The sequence below is a fragment of the Streptococcus infantis genome, from assembly GCF_015546995.1.
Lineage (GTDB): Bacteria > Bacillota > Bacilli > Lactobacillales > Streptococcaceae > Streptococcus > Streptococcus infantis_J.
The window spans coordinates 92,650-108,567 of record NZ_JADMUH010000001.1; the positions used below are offsets into that span (position 1 = coordinate 92,650).

A 15,918-nucleotide genomic window follows, 5' to 3' on the forward strand; every position below is an offset into this window, starting at 1 on the left:
TGTCAGATGGCAGTATCTCTAAATGATATTAAAACAAAAATCGCCTCAACGAAAAATACTAGTCAAATTACTAACGCCATGCAGATGGTTTCTGCAGCTAAGTTAGGTCGTTCTGAAGAAGCTGCACGCAACTTCCAGATTTATGCTCAAAAAGTCCGTAAACTCCTTACAGATATCCTTCACGGTGATGGTGCTGGCGGATCAACGAATCCAATGTTGATTAGTCGCCCTGTCAAAAAAACAGGCTATATCGTCATTACATCTGACCGTGGTCTTGTTGGAGGCTATAACTCTTCAATCTTGAAGGCTGTCATGGAACTGCAACAAGAATACCATCCATCAGGTGATGATTTCGAAGTCATCTGTATCGGTGGTATGGGAGCAGACTTCTTTAAAGCTCGTGGTATTCAGCCAATTTATGAATTGCGTGGTCTAGCCAGTCAACCAAGCTTCGATGAAGTTCATAAGATTATTTCAAAAACCATTGAAATGTATCAAAATGAACTTTTCGATGAGCTCTATGTTTGCTACAACCACCACGTGAACACACTGACAAGTCAAATGCGTGTGGAGCAGATGCTTCCAATTGTCGACTTGGACCCAAATGAAGCAGATGAAAACTACAGCTTGACATTTGAGCTTGAAACAAGTCGTGAAGAAATCTTGGATCAACTATTGCCACAGTTTGCAGAAAGTATGATTTACGGTGCTATTATTGATGCCAAGACAGCTGAAAATGCTGCTGGGATGACAGCTATGCAGACAGCGACAGATAATGCTAAAAAAGTGATTAATGATTTGACAATTCAGTATAACCGTGCCAGACAGGCGGCGATTACACAAGAAATTACAGAAATCGTAGCAGGAGCTAGTGCTTTAGAATAGGCTCTAGTCCAGCTCGTATGAAAATGAACTTATACTCAATGAAAATCAAAGAGTAAACTAGGAAGCTAGCCGCAGGCTGTACTTGAGTACGGTAAGGCGACGCTGACGTGGTTTGAAGAGATTTTCGAAGAGTATTAGGACCTAGTTGAGCTAGGAACCGACAGTATCTTATACAGAATAGGAGAAGTAGATGAGTTCAGGTAAAATTGCTCAGGTTATCGGTCCCGTTGTAGACGTCATGTTTGCAGCAGGTGAGAAACTACCAGAGATTAATAATGCACTTGTCGTCTACAAAAATGACGAAAGAAAAACAAAAATCGTCCTTGAAGTAGCCTTGGAGTTGGGAGATGGTATGATTCGTACCATCGCTATGGAATCAACTGATGGCTTGACCCGTGGTTTGGAAGTATTGGACACAGGTCGTCCAATCTCAGTACCAGTTGGGAAAGAAACTCTAGGACGTGTCTTCAACGTTTTGGGAGATACCATTGACTTGGAAGCTCCTTTTGGTGAAGATGCAGAGCGTCAGCCAATTCATAAAAAAGCACCAACTTTTGATGAATTGTCTACCTCTTCAGAAATTCTAGAAACAGGGATCAAGGTTATCGACCTTCTTGCTCCTTACCTTAAAGGTGGTAAGGTCGGACTCTTCGGTGGTGCCGGAGTTGGTAAGACCGTTTTGATCCAAGAATTGATTCACAACATCGCCCAAGAACACGGTGGGATTTCAGTATTTACTGGTGTTGGGGAACGTACTCGTGAAGGGAACGACCTCTACTGGGAAATGAAAGAATCAGGCGTTATCGAAAAAACAGCCATGGTATTTGGTCAGATGAATGAGCCACCAGGAGCACGTATGCGTGTTGCCCTTACTGGTTTGACAATCGCTGAATACTTCCGTGATGTAGAAGGTCAAGACGTTCTTCTCTTCATTGACAACATTTTCCGTTTCACACAAGCTGGTTCAGAAGTATCTGCCCTTTTGGGTCGTATGCCTTCAGCCGTTGGTTATCAACCAACCCTCGCAACAGAAATGGGTCAATTGCAAGAACGTATCACGTCAACTAAGAAGGGTTCTGTAACCTCTATCCAGGCTATCTATGTGCCAGCGGATGACTATACTGACCCAGCGCCAGCCACAGCCTTCGCTCACTTGGACTCAACAACTAACTTGGAACGTAAATTGGTTCAATTGGGGATTTACCCAGCCGTTGACCCACTTGCTTCCAGCTCACGTGCCTTGGCACCTGAAATTGTTGGAGAAGAGCACTATGCAGTAGCTGCAGAAGTGAAACGTGTGCTTCAACGTTACCATGAGTTGCAAGATATCATCGCCATCCTTGGTATGGATGAACTTTCTGATGAAGAAAAGACTTTGGTTGCTCGTGCACGCCGTATTCAGTTCTTCTTGTCACAAAACTTCAACGTTGCGGAACAATTTACAGGTCAACCAGGATCTTATGTTCCAGTAGCTGAAACTGTTCGTGGCTTCAAGGAAATTCTCGACGGTAAACACGATCACCTTCCAGAAGATGCCTTCCGTGGAGTAGGTTCAATCGAAGATGTTATTGCTAAGGCTGAAAAAATGGGATTTTAAGAGGTGATCTATGGCACATTTAACTGTCCAGATCGTGACACCAGATGGCCTCGTCTATGATCACCATGCCAGCTTTGTATCGGTACGAACTCTGGATGGTGAGATGGGGATCTTGCCACGACATGAAAATATGATTGCGGTTCTAGCAGTTGATGAAGTAAAAGTTAAACGCATCGATGATGATACTCATGTGAACTGGATTGCGGTAAACGGAGGAATTATTGAGATTGCTAATAATGTCATTACCATTATTGCTGACTCAGCTGAACGTGCGCGCGATATTGATGTTAGTCGTGCAGAACGTGCTAAACTTCGTGCAGAACGTGAAATCGAAGAAGCACAAGACAAACACTTAATCGACCAAGAGCGCCGTGCTAAAATTGCATTGCAACGTGCTATTAACCGTATCAATGTCGGAAATAAATTATAAAATAAAAAATGAACTTGTTAAATCAAGTTCATTTTTTATTATTTCTTATTTAGTGAAACTTATGCAGACTGCTTCAGGAACGTGAAATTCATTAGAGAGCTCTGCCAGTCTACCAGTTTCAGGATTGCGCTTAAAGACAGTCGCGTTATCAGAATCCTGGTGAACAGCGATAAGGAATTCTTGGTCAGGCGACAAATCAAAATCACGTGGATTTTTCCCATTGGTTGGAACAATCTCTAATAATTCCAAGCTTCCATCTGCTAAAATGGTATAAACAGCGATAGAATCATGGCCTCGATTAGAAGCGTAGAGGAATTTGCCATCTTTAGAAAGACGAATAGCCGCAGTACCATTAAAGCCACTATAGTCATCTGGTAAGGTTGAAATGACCTGCATTTGTTCAAATTCTCCAACACCATCGTAAATCAATACTTCAATCGTACTATTGAGTTCACAGATGAGATAAGCAATTTTGTAGTGGTGATGGAAAACAAGGTGACGAGCACCCGCACCAGGATTACAATTATAAGTTGCTAGTTTAGTCAACTTTCCTTCTAGATTGACATCATAGGTAGTGACTTCGTCAGTACCCAAGTCACAAGTTACCAAATATTGGTCTGGTGTTAAATCGGTGTAGTGTACGTGGGGAGAAGCTTGGTTTTCATGTGGACCATGGCCAGTGTGTTGAACTTTGTCTGCCAATTCAAGACAGCCATCTTCTTTACGTTTATAGACTAGAACTTGACCTTTATGATAGTTAGCGGCATAGACTAGACTCCGTGTCTCATCGACTGCAACATAGCAGTGAGGAGCACCTTCTTCAACGACGTGATTCAGGAGGACACCATCAGTTTTGTATGCTGCGATTCCACCTTTGTCCTCATGGCTTCCGACAGTATAGAGATGCTGATGCTGATCAAAGGCTAGGTAGGTTGGACTTGGCTCGGTTGCAAATAGTTCTAGATTTGAGAGTTTGCCAGTCTCAGTATCAAAATCAGCCTTGTAAATCCCTTGAGAAATACGTCGTGTATAGGTTCCAAAATATACTATTTCTTTCATATTCATACCTCTAGAAAAAGATAATTCAATTATAACATAAAAAGGCCTGCTTGATGAAAAATCTAAGTCAGAAAAAACAGCTCTTCCCTTGTGAAGAAGACAAATTTATCCCTTGCTAAAAGACTATAAAATACCCTTATTTTTCTTAAAACATGGTATAATGTTAGGACAAAGGAAAGGAAGAAAAAATGGAACAAAAAGAGAAACACTTTACCTTATCTTGGTTTTTTAAATGGTTTTTAGACAATAAAGCGATCACTGTTTTCTTGGTGACCTTGTTATTAGGTCTCAATATTTTTATTCTCAGTAAAATTAGCTTTTTATTTTTCCCGGTTATAGACTTTTTATCAGTAGTGATGTTGCCGGTTATCTTATCGGGTCTACTTTTTTACCTCTTAAATCCACTAGTAGATCTGATGGAGAAGTACAAGATTAACCGTGTCTTAGCCATTAGTATTATCTTTATCGTTATTGCCATTCTCTTGATTATTGGACTAGCTGTTGCAATTCCAAACCTTCAACGTCAAGTAGTAATTTTTGCGCAAAATGTCCCAAGTTATCTCGAGGATGCTGATAGAGTCATTAATGACCTTGTAACCAAGCGTTTGCCAGATGACTTTAGACCCCAACTGGAGCAAGTTTTAGCTAATTTTTCAACACAAGCAACTGCTTGGGCAAGTAATATTTCTTCTAAGGCTGTTAACTGGGTGAGTGCTCTTATTAGTGGAACGTCACAGGTCATTGTCGCTCTGATCATCATGCCATTTATGCTCTTTTATCTCCTTCGAGATGGAAAAGGACTTAGAGACTATATTACTCAATTCTTACCAAATAAATTGAGAGAACCAGTTGGTAAGGTTCTTTCGGAAGTCAATCAACAACTTTCCAATTATGTTCGAGGGCAAATTACAGTGGCTGTAATCGTCGCCATCATGTTTATTATCTTATTCAAGATTATAGGACTTCGTTATGCTGTTACTTTAGGTATTACAGCCGGTTTTCTCAATTTAGTTCCTTATCTAGGTAGTTTTCTTGCAATGATTCCAGCCCTTGTTTTGGGTTTGATTGCTGGTCCTGTCATGCTCTTAAAAGTTATTATCGTTTTCATTGTAGAGCAAACTATTGAAGGACGTTTTGTTTCTCCACTGATTTTGGGTAGTCAATTAAATATTCACCCAATTACCATTCTTTTTGTACTATTAACTTCAGGATCCATGTTTGGTATTTGGGGTGTATTGCTAGGTATTCCAATCTACGCTTCCGCAAAAGTAGTCATCTCAGAAATTTTTGATTGGTACAAAGAAATTAGTGGACTTTATGAACCGGTAGAGGAGACTGATAGTGAACAATAGTCAACAAATGCTCGAAGCTTTAGAACAACAAGATTTATCAAAAGCAGAATCTTTTTTCCAAAAAGCCCTAGAAGAAGATTCAGATGAAGTTCTTCTTGAACTTGCTGCATATCTCGAAGGGATTGGTTTCTTCCCACAAGCTGCACAAATCTATGAGAAACTAGCACCGAAATTTCCAGAAGTCTACATCAATTTAGCTGCAATAGCTGGTGAGGATGGACTTATCGAAGAAGCTTTTGATTATTTAGAGAAGATTGGTCCGGAAAGTGAATGGTACGTATCAGCTCTTGCCTTAAAAGCAGATTTATATCAGATGGAAGGATTGACAGATGTTGCGCGTGAGAAGCTCTTAGAAGCTCGTAGCTACTCTGATGACCCTCTCCTAATATTTGGACTAGCTGAACTAGATAGCGAGCTAGAAAACGATTTAGAAGCCATTAAAGGCTATGCTCAATTAGATAATCGTGCTATCTATGATCAAACAGGAATTTCGACCTATCAGAGAATTGGTCTTGCTTATGCACGTTTAGGTAAGTTTGAATCTGCGATAGAATTTTTAGAAAAAGCCTTAGAATTAGAATATGATGACCAAACAGCCTTTGAGCTTGCAAGTCTCTATTTTGACCAAGAAGACTACCAGAAAGCCGTACTATACTTTAAACAGCTAGACACTATTTCCCCAGATTTTGAGGGTTATGAATATGGTTATAGTCAAGCCCTTCATAAAGAGCATCAGACAGAAGAGGCTCTTAAAATAGCTCAACAGGGCTTGTCAAAAAATCCTTTTGAAACTCGGCTCTTACTCCTTGCATCTCAGCTATCTTATGAGTTGCATCAACCTGAGCAAGCAGAAGCTTATCTGATTCAAGCACAAGAAAATGCTGATGACCAGGAAGAAATTTTGCTACGCTTAGCTACCATCTACCAAGAACAAGAAAGATACGAAGATATTCTAGCTTTAGCAGTCTATGAACCTGAAAACCTCTTGACTAAATGGATGATTGCTCGAAGCTATCAAGAGACTGAAGAATTGGATGTAGCCTATAATCTCTATAAGGAACTTGCTACTGAACTCAAGGATAATCCAGAGTTTTTGGAACAGTTTATTTATTTGTTAAGAGAGTTAGGTAAGCTAGAAGAAGCAAAAGACTACATTCAATCCTATCTACATTTAGTACCCGATGATTTACAAATGCAAGATTTGTATGATTATTTATCTTAAGTACAAAAGATAATCACCAAGCAATGGTGATTTTCTTTTTTAATTAAAAAGAAGTATAAATTGCTTTAAATTTAGGTGGATTGAGTATGAACTTTTAGTATTTTTTTGATATAATTGATATAGTTAAGTTGAATAATTAAAATTCATGAAATAGAAAGATTTGAAATATGACAAAAGTAAAAATTGTAACGGACTCTTCTGTTACTATTGAACCAGAAGTAGTCAAAGAATTCGATATTACTGTCGTTCCACTATCAGTAATGATTGATAGTGTCCTTTATTCGGATGCAGATCTTGAAGAAGGAGAATTTCTTCGCTTGATGAAAGCTAGTAAAAATCTTCCTAAGACTAGTCAACCACCAGTTGGACTCTTTGCAGAGATTTTTGAAGACTTGGGCAAGGATGGTAGTCAGATTTTGGCAATCCATATGTCTCACGCTTTATCAGGAACAGTAGAAGCGGCTCGTCAAGGTGCAAGTCTATCAACAGCAGATGTCACTGTTATAGATAGTTCATTTACGGATCAGGCCTTGAAGTTCCAAGTTGTAGAAGCTGCTAAACTAGCTCAAGAAGGGAAAGACCTTGAAACTATTCTAGCCCATGTAGAGGACGTAAAAAAGAACACAGAACTCTACATCGGTGTGTCTACTTTGGAAAATCTTGTAAAAGGTGGTCGCATTGGTCGTGTTACAGGTTTACTGAGCTCCCTTCTTAATATTCGAGTTGTTATGCAAATGAAGGACCATGAACTTCAACCGATTGTGAAGGGACGTGGTGCCAAAACCTTTAAGAAATGGTTGGATGAGTTAGTAGCCACTCTAGCAGATAGATCAGTAGCTGAGATTGGTATTTCTTATGCAGGTACAAATGAATGGGCAAATGAGATGAAAGCTGTTCTACAACCTTATGTTGAGAAGCCGATTTCAGTCCTTGAAACGGGCTCAATTATCCAAACTCACACCGGAGAAAACGCCTGGGCAATCTTAATTCGATATAATTCCTAAAAAAATTGAGAAAAATCAATAAAAACGTGTTTTTGACTTGACCTAAAAGGAAATTTAGGTTATGATTATAAGTGTTAATTAGAAATAATTTTGGAGGATTCATTAACATGGCAAACAAACAAGATTTGATCGCTAAAGTAGCAGAAGCTACAGAATTGACTAAGAAAGATTCAGCAGCAGCAGTTGACGCTGTATTCGCAGCTGTAACTGAATTCCTTTCAGCTGGTGAAAAAGTTCAATTGATCGGTTTTGGTAACTTCGAAGTTCGTAAACGTGCAGCTCGTAAAGGTCGCAACCCACAAACTGGTAAAGAAATCAAAATCAAAGCTTCTAAAGTTCCAGCATTCAAAGCTGGTAAAGCTCTTAAAGAAGCAGTTAAATAATGATTTTATAAAAAGCCCGTCATATCAAGCATTTGAGCTTGCGTGACAGGCTTTTTTTGTGTATAAAGAAAAAAAGTAGCAGGAGATATTAGAATTGAACGTTTAGTAGCTTGTATTAAAAAATTTTCAATGATTACTAGAAGTGAAAGAAAGAAAAAAACAACTCCGAATCGGAGTTGTTTTCGTTCAACCTTATGCAAGTGATGCGGTTGATTATTTGAGACCGTATTTTTTGTTGAAACGATCCACGCGTCCATCTGCTTGAGTGAACTTTTGACGTCCAGTGTAGAATGGGTGTGAGTCTGATGAAATTTCCACACGGATCAATGGGTAAGTTTCGCCTTCGAACTCAACTGTTTCGCTAGAGCGTTTTGTTGAACCGCTAAGGAATTTGTAACCAGTAGTTGTGTCCATGAAGACAACTGGGCGATATTCTGGATGGATATCTTTTTTCATTTTGCAATATTTCCTTTCTGCCATGGTCTCTTTGCGAGCCATAGATTGTTACCATACTAGTCTATCAGATTATCAGAAGTTTGGCAAGACTTTTTATCTATTTTTCAGTAAGTTTTTCAATTTTTGGTAGATGAGCTCATTCTCTTCTAAACTATAAGAATTTGCTCCGCTAGCAAGAGGGTGCCCACCGCCATCATGTTCTTTTGCAACACCATTGATAGGGACAAATTTACTACGTAGACGTACACGATAGTGACCGTCTGCTTGTTCCACAAAGATTCCCCAAAGGCTAACAGTATCGATACGACCTGGAGCCCCAACGATAGCAGCTGTTTCAGCATCAGTAACGTCGTATTTCTTCAAGATTTCTTGAGTAAGAATGACACGAGCAGCTCCATTTTCATCAACCTCTAAGTGATCATAGACATAACCTTGGAGTTTGGCGATTTTAAAGCTCATAGTATCCATTTTACGTGTCAATTCGGCGTAGTCAAAGTTGTGTTCTCTGAGTTGACTTGCTACTCGAAGTGTTCGTACAGAAGTAGACGGATAAAGGAAACGGCCTGTGTCGCCAATAATTCCAGCACAGAGCATTTTTGCAGCATAGTCGGATAATTCAAGATTAGTCGCTTCAGCAAAGAGCGCAATCATCTCACTGGCACTGCTAGAGTTGGTATCTACCCAAACAAGATCTCCATAGACTTCGTCATTTGGATGGTGGTCAATCTTAATAATAGTCTCAGCCTTAGTGTATCGTTTATCATCAATACGTGCAGTGTTTGCTGTGTCACAGATAATCGCAAGTGCACCTTGATAGTCTGTGTCATCTACTTGATCCATTTCAGCTAACCAAGTTAAGGTTGGTTCGTTAAAACCCACGGCTTTGATAGTTTTTTCAGGAAAATGATGCTCAAGCAATGCTTTTAATCCTACCTGGCTTCCTAAGGCGTCTGGATCTGGTTTCATATGACGGTGAATAATAATAGTATCGTATGCTTTAATTTTTTCTAAAATTTGGTGACAAATTTCCATAATGAACCTCAATTCTTTCTCATTTCATTGTAGCACAAGAATTTTTATTTTTAAAATGAAAAATCTGTGATATAATGGAGGAAGATTAATTGAGGAGGACCTTATGGCATTAGCAAAAATTGTATTTGCCAGTATGACCGGTAATACTGAAGAAATCGCAGATATTGTAGCAGATAAATTAAGAGAATGTGGTTTAGATGTCGATGTTGATGAGTGTACAACAGTTGATGCTTCTGACTTTTTAGAAGCAGACATCGCCATTGTGGCAACTTATACTTATGGTGATGGAGAATTACCAGACGAAATGATGGACTTCTACGAAGACCTAGCAGACCTCAACTTGAGCGGTAAAATCTATGGTGTAGTCGGATCAGGTGATACTTTCTACGATGAATTCTGTAAAGCTGTTGATGACTTCGACCGAGTATTTATCGCTACTGGAGCTGAAAAGGGTTCAGAGTGCGTCAAAGTAGACCTATCTGCAGAAGAAGAAGATATTGAACGTTTGGAGCAATTCGCAGAAGAATTAGCTGCTAAAGTTGGATAATATAATGTTGCACTGATTGGGTAAGTCAGTGCAGTTTTTATTAACCAGGATTAGGATTTTACTAGCCTATTTAGTGCTTTTTTGGTACAATAATTCAAATAAAAAGGAGACTCAATGGATTTAGATATTATTAGACAAGAAATTGATCAAATTGATGACCAAATCGTAAGACTCTTAGAAGAAAGAATGCATCTAGTTGAGGGTGTAGTTGCTTATAAAAAGTCTACAGGAAAACCAATCTTGGATACTAAAAGAGAAGAAGCCATTTTTGAGAAAGTCAGAAATCGCGTCAGCAATAAAAAATACGAAGAAACGATTGTTGTAACTTTTTCAGACATTCTCAAACGTTCACGTGATTATCAGGATAAAACAATCAAATGAAAAAAGAAAAATTTTACCCTTTAGGAATCTTTCTAGCTGGTATGCTGGGAGGAATTATGCGTTTTCAGATTTCGAGATGGTTGCCATCTAGTCCAGACTTCCCTTGGGGAACACTAGTAGTCAACTATTTTGGGATTTTCTGCTTAGTCTATCTTGTGAAAGGTTATCTGGTTTCTAAAGGAAGTAGTAAAGGTGTCGTTCTAGCGCTTGGAACTGGGTTCTGTGGTGGATTAACGACATTTTCTAGTCTTATACTAGACGCTGTGAAAATGCTGGACACAGGACGATACATTAGCTTGCTTGTGTACCTAGTTTTAAGTGTCGGCGGAGGACTTTTATTGGCCTATTGTCTAGGGAGGAAGAAATGGTAGTATTTTATCTAGCACTTGCTTGTGGACTAGGTGCCCTTGTGCGTTATTTCTTTTCTCGCTATAATCAAAGGTCAATAATGCCACTAGGAACTCTTATTGCCAATCTAATCGGTTGTTTTTTGATCGGTTTATTCTACAATCATGTGGAGTCTAAAGAAGTCTATCTTATTCTTGCAACTGGTTTTTGTGGTGGCTTGACCACGTTTTCAACCTTGAATGATGAACTCCAAAGACTGCTCAATGACAAGAAGACATTTTATAGTTATTTACTTGTGACTTACTTGGGTGGTTTGCTTGCGATTTTTTTGGGAATTTTGCTTTAAATTTCTTTACTTTTTCTAGGAAATTTGATAAACTGTATCTTGTGTGTAATGGACGCACAAAAATACAGTTTATCCGCTGAGGAAGTTTCCTCAAGATTGACAAAGATAGGAGAATAAAATGAATCCATTAATCCAAAGCTTGACTGAAGGTCAACTTCGTACAGATATCCCTTCATTCCGTCCTGGTGACACTGTTCGTGTACACGCGAAAGTTGTCGAAGGTAACCGTGAACGTATCCAGATTTTTGAAGGTGTTGTTATTGCACGTAAAGGTGCTGGCATCTCAGAAAACTACACAGTTCGTAAAATCTCTAACGGTGTAGGTGTTGAACGTATCTTCCCAATCCACACTCCACGTGTTGAAAAGATCGAAGTTGTTCGTTACGGTAAAGTACGTCGTGCGAAATTGTACTACTTGCGTGCTCTTCAAGGTAAGGCAGCTCGTATCAAAGAAATCCGTCGTTAATTCGATGAACAAAAACTCTGCTCATACGGCAGGGTTTTTCTCTAGCTCCCTTAGTTCAATGGATATAACAACTCCCTCCTAAGGAGTAGTTGCAGGTTCGATTCCTGCAGGGGGCAGAACAAGAAACAAAAACACTGGATAACCAGTGTTTTTTCTTTGAACAAATTTTGAACCATTCATAAGATATCCATGGTGTGGTATAATGGACATAGAAAGTCTAGGAGAAAGAGATGAAAAAAGGCTTATTAATCGGCTGCTTATCCGTAGTTGTCCCAATTGTAATACTTATAATCCTTAGTCCTATTTTTGCAATGCTAGACATGTGGGGGGTATTTGCATATGTAAGTAAGACAGAAATCAAGCAAGCTGTACATCGTTCTTATAAGAACTACGGTCTTAAAGGTCAGTTTGAGTTAGAAAAATACGAAAAAAACTATACAAGTGTAGGAGGATTTGTAATCCATGGTACTTACACTGAAAATATAGATGGTAAAACTTATCAAGCTAATTCCCGTTTTGAATACTATACTCGTCCTTCTGAAAAAGAAACGTATAGAAAGACTGATGCGGAAGTAGATTATAAACAAAACAAAAAAATTTATCAAGTTTTTCCAGAATTAGCTTATTTAGGAATTGAGATTAGTCCAGGCACCAGCGAATTTTTAAAAACATTGGAGACATCAATAACAGATCCTAAAATGACCTATTTGAAGTATGAAGGGATCAGTTTTCAATTTAACAGTAAAAATGGCAACATGTATCTTTATGATGAAATATTAGAGGAAAATCAAAGAAATGGACAAGCATTACAAGGGATGTATCCCATGGATGCTCAATATCTTTTCCAAAAAGATATTTTTATACCAGAATTTCAATTTCGATACTACACTCCAGAAGACAAGAAGGATCAGTTATATGATGCTTATCTTAAAGACCTTGAATCGCAGATGAAAGAATTTTTTAACAATCAACCCCTTCCAAGCGGTCTTTATGCTGTAAAGATTGATAGATATGAAGGGGATAAACTTGTCAATAATAGCGGTGGATACCATGTTAGGATTGAAAACCGTCAAGTTGTGGAGTTTATCAAAGATTTACAGCAGGAGTCACTGTACTAATGCTTTTCAGCTGTATAGAGTTTAGAGAAAAGAGGTAATATGTCAGATGTCCCAAGAAGAATACCTTCGACTAAAAAAAGAATATAAAATTCGACTAGTATTAGTAATAGTTCTATTCGTATTATTTTCTATCCTAAGTATCTTGCTCATCATAAATCTCAATAGATTTATCCCACTAGGCGTGACAGCCATGGCTACAGTTGTGCCATTTAACCATTTTTTACTCGTTCTACTTTGGGAAGAGAAAAAAGCGATTGAAGCAGAGCATCCTGAATGGAAGGACCTTAGTACAAGTGGAGCTAGGGTCCCTTCGTCAGAAATGAGTAAACGGAATTTGGCAGCTATTGGAAGTATCATTGCTTTGTTCTTATCGTTTGCTTTACTCTATAGGCCTGCTAAGGTATACCAGAAGGTACCTACTGCCGATGAACTAAAGAACCTTCCCAAGATTGAGAACAATGGCATTACTAAACTAGATAATAAGAAAATTCCAAAAATAAAAAGTGAATCAGAAGAATAATCTGTAATTAAAATACCCCAGGAGTTAGACTTTTTCTCTAACTTCTGGGGTACTTTTTTATATGTTAATCATGTTACAAGACCCAAGTTCGAATGGCATGGGCAACGCCTGATTCATCATTTGTTTTGGTGATGTATTTGGCGATTTTTTTGAGTTCTGGGTTTCCGTTTTCCATAACAACGGGGTTTCCAACGACTTCGAGCATGGCGCGATCATTTTCTTCGTCACCGATCGCCATAGTTTCATCTTTGCTTAATCCAAGTTTCTCAGCTAGGTGCGTGATAGCAGATCCCTTGTCTACATCCTTTTTAAGGAGTTCTAGGTAAAATGGAGCAGATTTGTTGATGGAGTATCGCTCGTAAAAATCTGCTGGAATCTTTTCAATAGCAGCATCGAGAATCTCAGGTTCGTCGATAAACATACATTTGACGATTTCTTTATCAGCCATCTCTTCAGGTGTACGATAAAAAATTGGCATGCTGACGAGAGTTGACTCGTGTACGGTATATTTTCCGATATTGCGATTGGCAGTGTAGATGCCGTCCTTGGTAATAGCATGCATATGGACTCCCAGTTTACGACTGAGAAATTCCATATCCAGATAGTCCTCGTAAGTCAAGGATTCGCTGATAATCTCATGGCCATTAGCGGTTTCTTGGACAAGGGCACCGTTGAAGGTCACAACATAGTCACCTTCATCTCTCAACTGCAAGTCGTCAAGGAGTTTGGCAACACCAGCGATGGGGCGTCCTGTTGCAATAACAACCTTGACTCCAGCAGCTTTGGCATCTTGGATAGCTGCAAAAACTTCTGGAGTAATTTCTTTTTTGCTATTAACCAGGGTACCATCTATATCGACGGCGATTAATTTTATACTCATAAATTTCCTCTGTTATTTCTTATCTGGATTAAAATGATCATTCTCAATCAGTTTTGAAAATTGTTGAATGATATTTGTGAAAATACTGTTTTGCTTTAGCATTTCTTTAGGAAAGTAGAAACGGTTGTCACCATGACGGCTTCCTGCAAGAGATTGGACGATAGGAGATAGGCTAGAAAGCTCTGCTAGTTCACCATTCTTTTGGACAATCTCGATTTGAGTTCTAGGATTTTCAGACTCTGGTCGATAAATATCGTAAGGAAGGTCAAAATTCTTGTGGATAGCAGTGTAGTAGTTGGGGTCAAAACCAATATCTTCTACTAAATTCCGCATGATTTCAAGCTGGTCTTGGTCGCACTCAGAAAAAGTAATAGATTTGAAGACCTTACGGTTGATAAAACGTTGGGAAAGATCAGCTAAAATCTTGTCTGTACTAGTCATCCAGAGTTGGAAATAGGTATTCATAACCCCGTCATCTAGTGCTAGATAGTCAGACAAGCTAACATTTTTCTCAAAAAATGGCAGTAGATGTGGGGATGTAAGGGCAAAGAAGTCCTTATTTTCAGGAAAGAGCTCCTTAGCACGTTTCAAAAGATTTTGCAGAAGGACTTCCATGGCTCTTGTAGCTGGGTGGAAATAAACCTGCATATACATCTGGTAACGACTGAGGACATAATCCTCGATGGCATGCATCCCATTACGCTGAAAGGCAATGCCATTTTCAACAGGACGAATGACACGAAGAATACGTGTCAGATCGAACTGGCCATAAAAAGCACCGGTGAAGTAGGAGTCGCGAAGGAGATAGTCCATACGGTCTGCATCAATCTGACTAGAAATGAGTTGAACCACTTGTTTGTTGGGATAAGTGTGATCGATAACGCTGGCTACATTTTTTGGAAAGTCCGGTGCAACCTGCAAAAGAACCTGATGAATCTCTGTATCAGGGCTTTGGATAATTTCCTGGGTAATGGCCTCGTGGTCGGTGTCAAAGAGATTTTCAAAAGTATGAGAGTAGGCACCGTGTCCGAGATCATGTAGAAGAGCCGCAGTCATGGTTAATAGTGACTCGTTAGAATCCCATTCCTCAGGATATTTCTCCTCAAAAATCTCAGTGATTTGACGGGCAATTTCGTAGACACCCAAACAGTGAGAAAAACGACTATGCTCTCCACCGTGGAAAGTATAGCTAGATGTCCCAAGCTGTTTGATGCGACGGAGCCGCTGAAATTCTTTGGTATTGATCAGGTCATAAATGACTTGATTATTAACGTGGATATAGTTGTGAACTGGGTCACGAAATACTTTTTCATTCATAAGACCATTATAGCAAATTCCTTGCCTTTTTGGTAAAATAGTAGGGATAAGTGAGAAGAAAGAGGAATAGTTGTGAAGATTAGAATGAGAAATACTATCAAGTTCGATGAACAATTGGAAGTAATCGACCAACTTTATGATGTTGAATTACGGGAAAAGGGCGATTTTTCCTATCTTTTGTTTTACAATGAGGAGCAAGAAAAGGTAGTTTTGAAATTTAATGGGGAGGAACTGGTCATGTCACGTTTCTCAAATCCTAAGACCATCATGCGTTTTCTGAAGGATTCTGATAGTTTAGCCTATATTCCGACACCTATAGGCATGCAGGAGTTTATTATCCAAACAAGCTACTATGAAGTTGGTGAAGAGAGGATTGAACTAGCCTATCAACTTCAGAACAAAGAAGGGGTTCCATTTGCGAACTACCGCTTAGAAATTACTTGGGGATAAGAAAAAGAGGCTGGGACAAAAGTCCTAGCCTCTCAATTGTCTTTGGATTGTCGAACAAGACGCAGTGGTTGAGTGGGCTCTACTACGCTGATTTTATCAGCTTTTACAGCCTTACTCAACTGTGC

Annotated in this window: 20 protein-coding genes and 1 tRNA gene; 16 read left to right on the forward strand and 5 right to left on the reverse strand. The window is 39.1% G+C overall.

Annotated elements, in window-relative coordinates; genetic code table 11:
- The first annotated feature begins 6 nt into the window (after positions 1–6).
- From I1J71_RS00525 to I1J71_RS00535, 3 genes are all read left to right on the forward strand, one after another.
- Positions 7–885, forward strand: coding sequence for a F0F1 ATP synthase subunit gamma (locus tag I1J71_RS00525; RefSeq protein WP_195183333.1), 879 nt, complete (start codon positions 7–9; stop codon positions 883–885).
- Between the two features lie 190 nt (positions 886–1,075).
- A complete protein-coding gene (gene atpD, locus I1J71_RS00530) occupies positions 1,076–2,482 on the forward strand; it encodes a F0F1 ATP synthase subunit beta (protein ID WP_004253325.1) in 1,407 nt (468 codons plus the stop codon).
- A gap of 10 nt (positions 2,483–2,492) precedes the next feature.
- On the forward strand, positions 2,493–2,912 hold the full coding sequence (locus I1J71_RS00535) for a F0F1 ATP synthase subunit epsilon (protein WP_006148659.1): 420 nt from the start codon (positions 2,493–2,495) through the stop codon (positions 2,910–2,912).
- Positions 2,913–2,957: 45 nt separating this feature from the next.
- On the opposite strand, the gene I1J71_RS00540 is transcribed toward I1J71_RS00535, so the two are convergent.
- On the reverse strand, positions 2,958–3,971 hold the full coding sequence (locus I1J71_RS00540) for a lactonase family protein (protein WP_195183334.1): 1,014 nt from the start codon (positions 3,969–3,971) through the stop codon (positions 2,958–2,960).
- 188 nt (positions 3,972–4,159) lie between these two features.
- Here I1J71_RS00540 and I1J71_RS00545 point away from each other — a divergent pair, with 188 nt between their 5' ends.
- From I1J71_RS00545 to I1J71_RS00560, 4 genes are all read left to right on the forward strand, one after another.
- On the forward strand, positions 4,160–5,323 hold the full coding sequence (locus tag I1J71_RS00545; protein ID WP_195183335.1) for an AI-2E family transporter: 1,164 nt from the start codon (positions 4,160–4,162) through the stop codon (positions 5,321–5,323).
- On the forward strand, positions 5,313–6,545 hold the full coding sequence (locus I1J71_RS00550) for a tetratricopeptide repeat protein (RefSeq protein ID WP_195183336.1): 1,233 nt from the start codon (positions 5,313–5,315) through the stop codon (positions 6,543–6,545). The genes I1J71_RS00545 and I1J71_RS00550 overlap by 11 nt, the downstream gene beginning before the upstream one ends.
- A gap of 167 nt (positions 6,546–6,712) precedes the next feature.
- The gene (locus I1J71_RS00555; RefSeq protein ID WP_178894911.1) at positions 6,713–7,549 is read left to right on the forward strand and encodes a DegV family protein; all 837 of its coding nucleotides are present in this window, start codon (positions 6,713–6,715) and stop codon (positions 7,547–7,549) included.
- Between the two features lie 107 nt (positions 7,550–7,656).
- Positions 7,657–7,932 carry an HU family DNA-binding protein gene (locus I1J71_RS00560; protein WP_004253345.1) on the forward strand — a complete coding sequence of 92 codons (276 nt, stop codon included), beginning with the start codon at positions 7,657–7,659 and terminating at the stop codon, positions 7,930–7,932.
- Positions 7,933–8,145: 213 nt separating this feature from the next.
- Here I1J71_RS00560 and I1J71_RS00565 read toward each other — a convergent pair whose 3' ends face one another.
- Together I1J71_RS00565 and I1J71_RS00570 are read right to left on the reverse strand one after the other, a co-directional pair.
- Positions 8,146–8,388 carry a type B 50S ribosomal protein L31 gene (locus I1J71_RS00565; RefSeq protein ID WP_004253349.1) on the reverse strand — a complete coding sequence of 81 codons (243 nt, stop codon included), beginning with the start codon at positions 8,386–8,388 and terminating at the stop codon, positions 8,146–8,148.
- A gap of 93 nt (positions 8,389–8,481) precedes the next feature.
- Positions 8,482–9,420 (reverse strand): DHH family phosphoesterase, encoded by a 939-nt coding sequence (locus I1J71_RS00570; RefSeq protein WP_178894912.1) that lies wholly within the window; start codon positions 9,418–9,420, stop codon positions 8,482–8,484.
- Between the two features lie 103 nt (positions 9,421–9,523).
- On the opposite strand from I1J71_RS00570, the gene I1J71_RS00575 reads away from it, so the two are divergent.
- The 8 genes from I1J71_RS00575 (at position 9,524) to I1J71_RS00610 (ending at position 13,146) form a co-directional block, all read left to right on the forward strand.
- Complete coding sequence (locus tag I1J71_RS00575) at positions 9,524–9,967, forward strand: flavodoxin (protein ID WP_006148652.1); 444 nt, start codon at positions 9,524–9,526, stop codon at positions 9,965–9,967.
- Positions 9,968–10,081: 114 nt separating this feature from the next.
- Entirely contained in the window at positions 10,082–10,348 is a 267-nt protein-coding gene (locus I1J71_RS00580) for a chorismate mutase (RefSeq protein WP_178894913.1), read from the forward strand.
- Positions 10,345–10,719 carry a fluoride efflux transporter CrcB gene (gene crcB / locus I1J71_RS00585; RefSeq protein WP_178894914.1) on the forward strand — a complete coding sequence of 125 codons (375 nt, stop codon included), beginning with the start codon at positions 10,345–10,347 and terminating at the stop codon, positions 10,717–10,719. The genes I1J71_RS00580 and crcB (I1J71_RS00585) overlap by 4 nt, the downstream gene beginning before the upstream one ends.
- Positions 10,713–11,042: a fluoride efflux transporter CrcB gene (gene crcB, locus I1J71_RS00590; protein ID WP_178894915.1), complete on the forward strand. Its 330-nt coding sequence runs from the start codon at positions 10,713–10,715 to the stop codon at positions 11,040–11,042. Before crcB (I1J71_RS00585) ends, crcB (I1J71_RS00590) begins: the two co-directional genes overlap by 7 nt.
- Positions 11,043–11,160: 118 nt before the next feature.
- Entirely contained in the window at positions 11,161–11,508 is a 348-nt protein-coding gene (gene rplS, locus I1J71_RS00595; RefSeq protein WP_001068669.1) for a 50S ribosomal protein L19, read from the forward strand.
- Between the two features lie 44 nt (positions 11,509–11,552).
- A tRNA-Arg gene (locus tag I1J71_RS00600) sits at positions 11,553–11,624 on the forward strand.
- A gap of 114 nt (positions 11,625–11,738) precedes the next feature.
- The gene (locus I1J71_RS00605) at positions 11,739–12,626 is read left to right on the forward strand and encodes a hypothetical protein (RefSeq protein WP_195183337.1); all 888 of its coding nucleotides are present in this window, start codon (positions 11,739–11,741) and stop codon (positions 12,624–12,626) included.
- A 46-nt stretch (positions 12,627–12,672) separates the two neighbouring features.
- A complete protein-coding gene (locus tag I1J71_RS00610; RefSeq protein ID WP_195183338.1) occupies positions 12,673–13,146 on the forward strand; it encodes a hypothetical protein in 474 nt (157 codons plus the stop codon).
- A gap of 73 nt (positions 13,147–13,219) precedes the next feature.
- Here I1J71_RS00610 and yidA read toward each other — a convergent pair whose 3' ends face one another.
- Complete coding sequence (gene yidA / locus I1J71_RS00615) at positions 13,220–14,026, reverse strand: sugar-phosphatase (RefSeq protein ID WP_074324159.1); 807 nt, start codon at positions 14,024–14,026, stop codon at positions 13,220–13,222.
- A 12-nt stretch (positions 14,027–14,038) separates the two neighbouring features.
- Positions 14,039–15,343 (reverse strand): HD domain-containing protein, encoded by a 1,305-nt coding sequence (locus tag I1J71_RS00620; protein ID WP_195183339.1) that lies wholly within the window; start codon positions 15,341–15,343, stop codon positions 14,039–14,041.
- Positions 15,344–15,415: 72 nt separating this feature from the next.
- Between I1J71_RS00620 and I1J71_RS00625 the strand changes: the two genes are divergently transcribed.
- On the forward strand, positions 15,416–15,793 hold the full coding sequence (locus I1J71_RS00625; protein ID WP_195183340.1) for a DUF1934 domain-containing protein: 378 nt from the start codon (positions 15,416–15,418) through the stop codon (positions 15,791–15,793).
- Positions 15,794–15,918 lie beyond the last annotated feature (125 nt).

Bases quoted from the DNA above. Each gene is read 5' to 3' on its own strand.
- I1J71_RS00555 (WP_178894911.1), top strand. From the start codon at position 6,713: ATGACAAAAGTAAAAATTGTAACGGACTCTTCTGTTACTATTGAACCA.
- I1J71_RS00540 (WP_195183334.1), bottom strand. From the start codon at position 3,971: ATGAAAGAAATAGTATATTTTGGAACCTATACACGACGTATTTCTCAA.
- I1J71_RS00610 (WP_195183338.1), top strand. From the start codon at position 12,673: ATGTCCCAAGAAGAATACCTTCGACTAAAAAAAGAATATAAAATTCGA.
- rplS (WP_001068669.1), top strand. From the start codon at position 11,161: ATGAATCCATTAATCCAAAGCTTGACTGAAGGTCAACTTCGTACAGAT.
- I1J71_RS00565 (WP_004253349.1), bottom strand. From the start codon at position 8,388: ATGAAAAAAGATATCCATCCAGAATATCGCCCAGTTGTCTTCATGGAC.
- I1J71_RS00545 (WP_195183335.1), top strand. From the start codon at position 4,160: ATGGAACAAAAAGAGAAACACTTTACCTTATCTTGGTTTTTTAAATGG.
- I1J71_RS00525 (WP_195183333.1), top strand. From the start codon at position 7: ATGGCAGTATCTCTAAATGATATTAAAACAAAAATCGCCTCAACGAAA.
- I1J71_RS00580 (WP_178894913.1), top strand. From the start codon at position 10,082: ATGGATTTAGATATTATTAGACAAGAAATTGATCAAATTGATGACCAA.
- I1J71_RS00575 (WP_006148652.1), top strand. From the start codon at position 9,524: ATGGCATTAGCAAAAATTGTATTTGCCAGTATGACCGGTAATACTGAA.
- crcB (WP_178894914.1), top strand. From the start codon at position 10,345: ATGAAAAAAGAAAAATTTTACCCTTTAGGAATCTTTCTAGCTGGTATG.
- I1J71_RS00620 (WP_195183339.1), bottom strand. From the start codon at position 15,343: ATGAATGAAAAAGTATTTCGTGACCCAGTTCACAACTATATCCACGTT.
- atpD (WP_004253325.1), top strand. From the start codon at position 1,076: ATGAGTTCAGGTAAAATTGCTCAGGTTATCGGTCCCGTTGTAGACGTC.
- I1J71_RS00605 (WP_195183337.1), top strand. From the start codon at position 11,739: ATGAAAAAAGGCTTATTAATCGGCTGCTTATCCGTAGTTGTCCCAATT.
- I1J71_RS00570 (WP_178894912.1), bottom strand. From the start codon at position 9,420: ATGGAAATTTGTCACCAAATTTTAGAAAAAATTAAAGCATACGATACT.
- crcB (WP_178894915.1), top strand. From the start codon at position 10,713: ATGGTAGTATTTTATCTAGCACTTGCTTGTGGACTAGGTGCCCTTGTG.
- yidA (WP_074324159.1), bottom strand. From the start codon at position 14,026: ATGAGTATAAAATTAATCGCCGTCGATATAGATGGTACCCTGGTTAAT.
- I1J71_RS00535 (WP_006148659.1), top strand. From the start codon at position 2,493: ATGGCACATTTAACTGTCCAGATCGTGACACCAGATGGCCTCGTCTAT.
- I1J71_RS00560 (WP_004253345.1), top strand. From the start codon at position 7,657: ATGGCAAACAAACAAGATTTGATCGCTAAAGTAGCAGAAGCTACAGAA.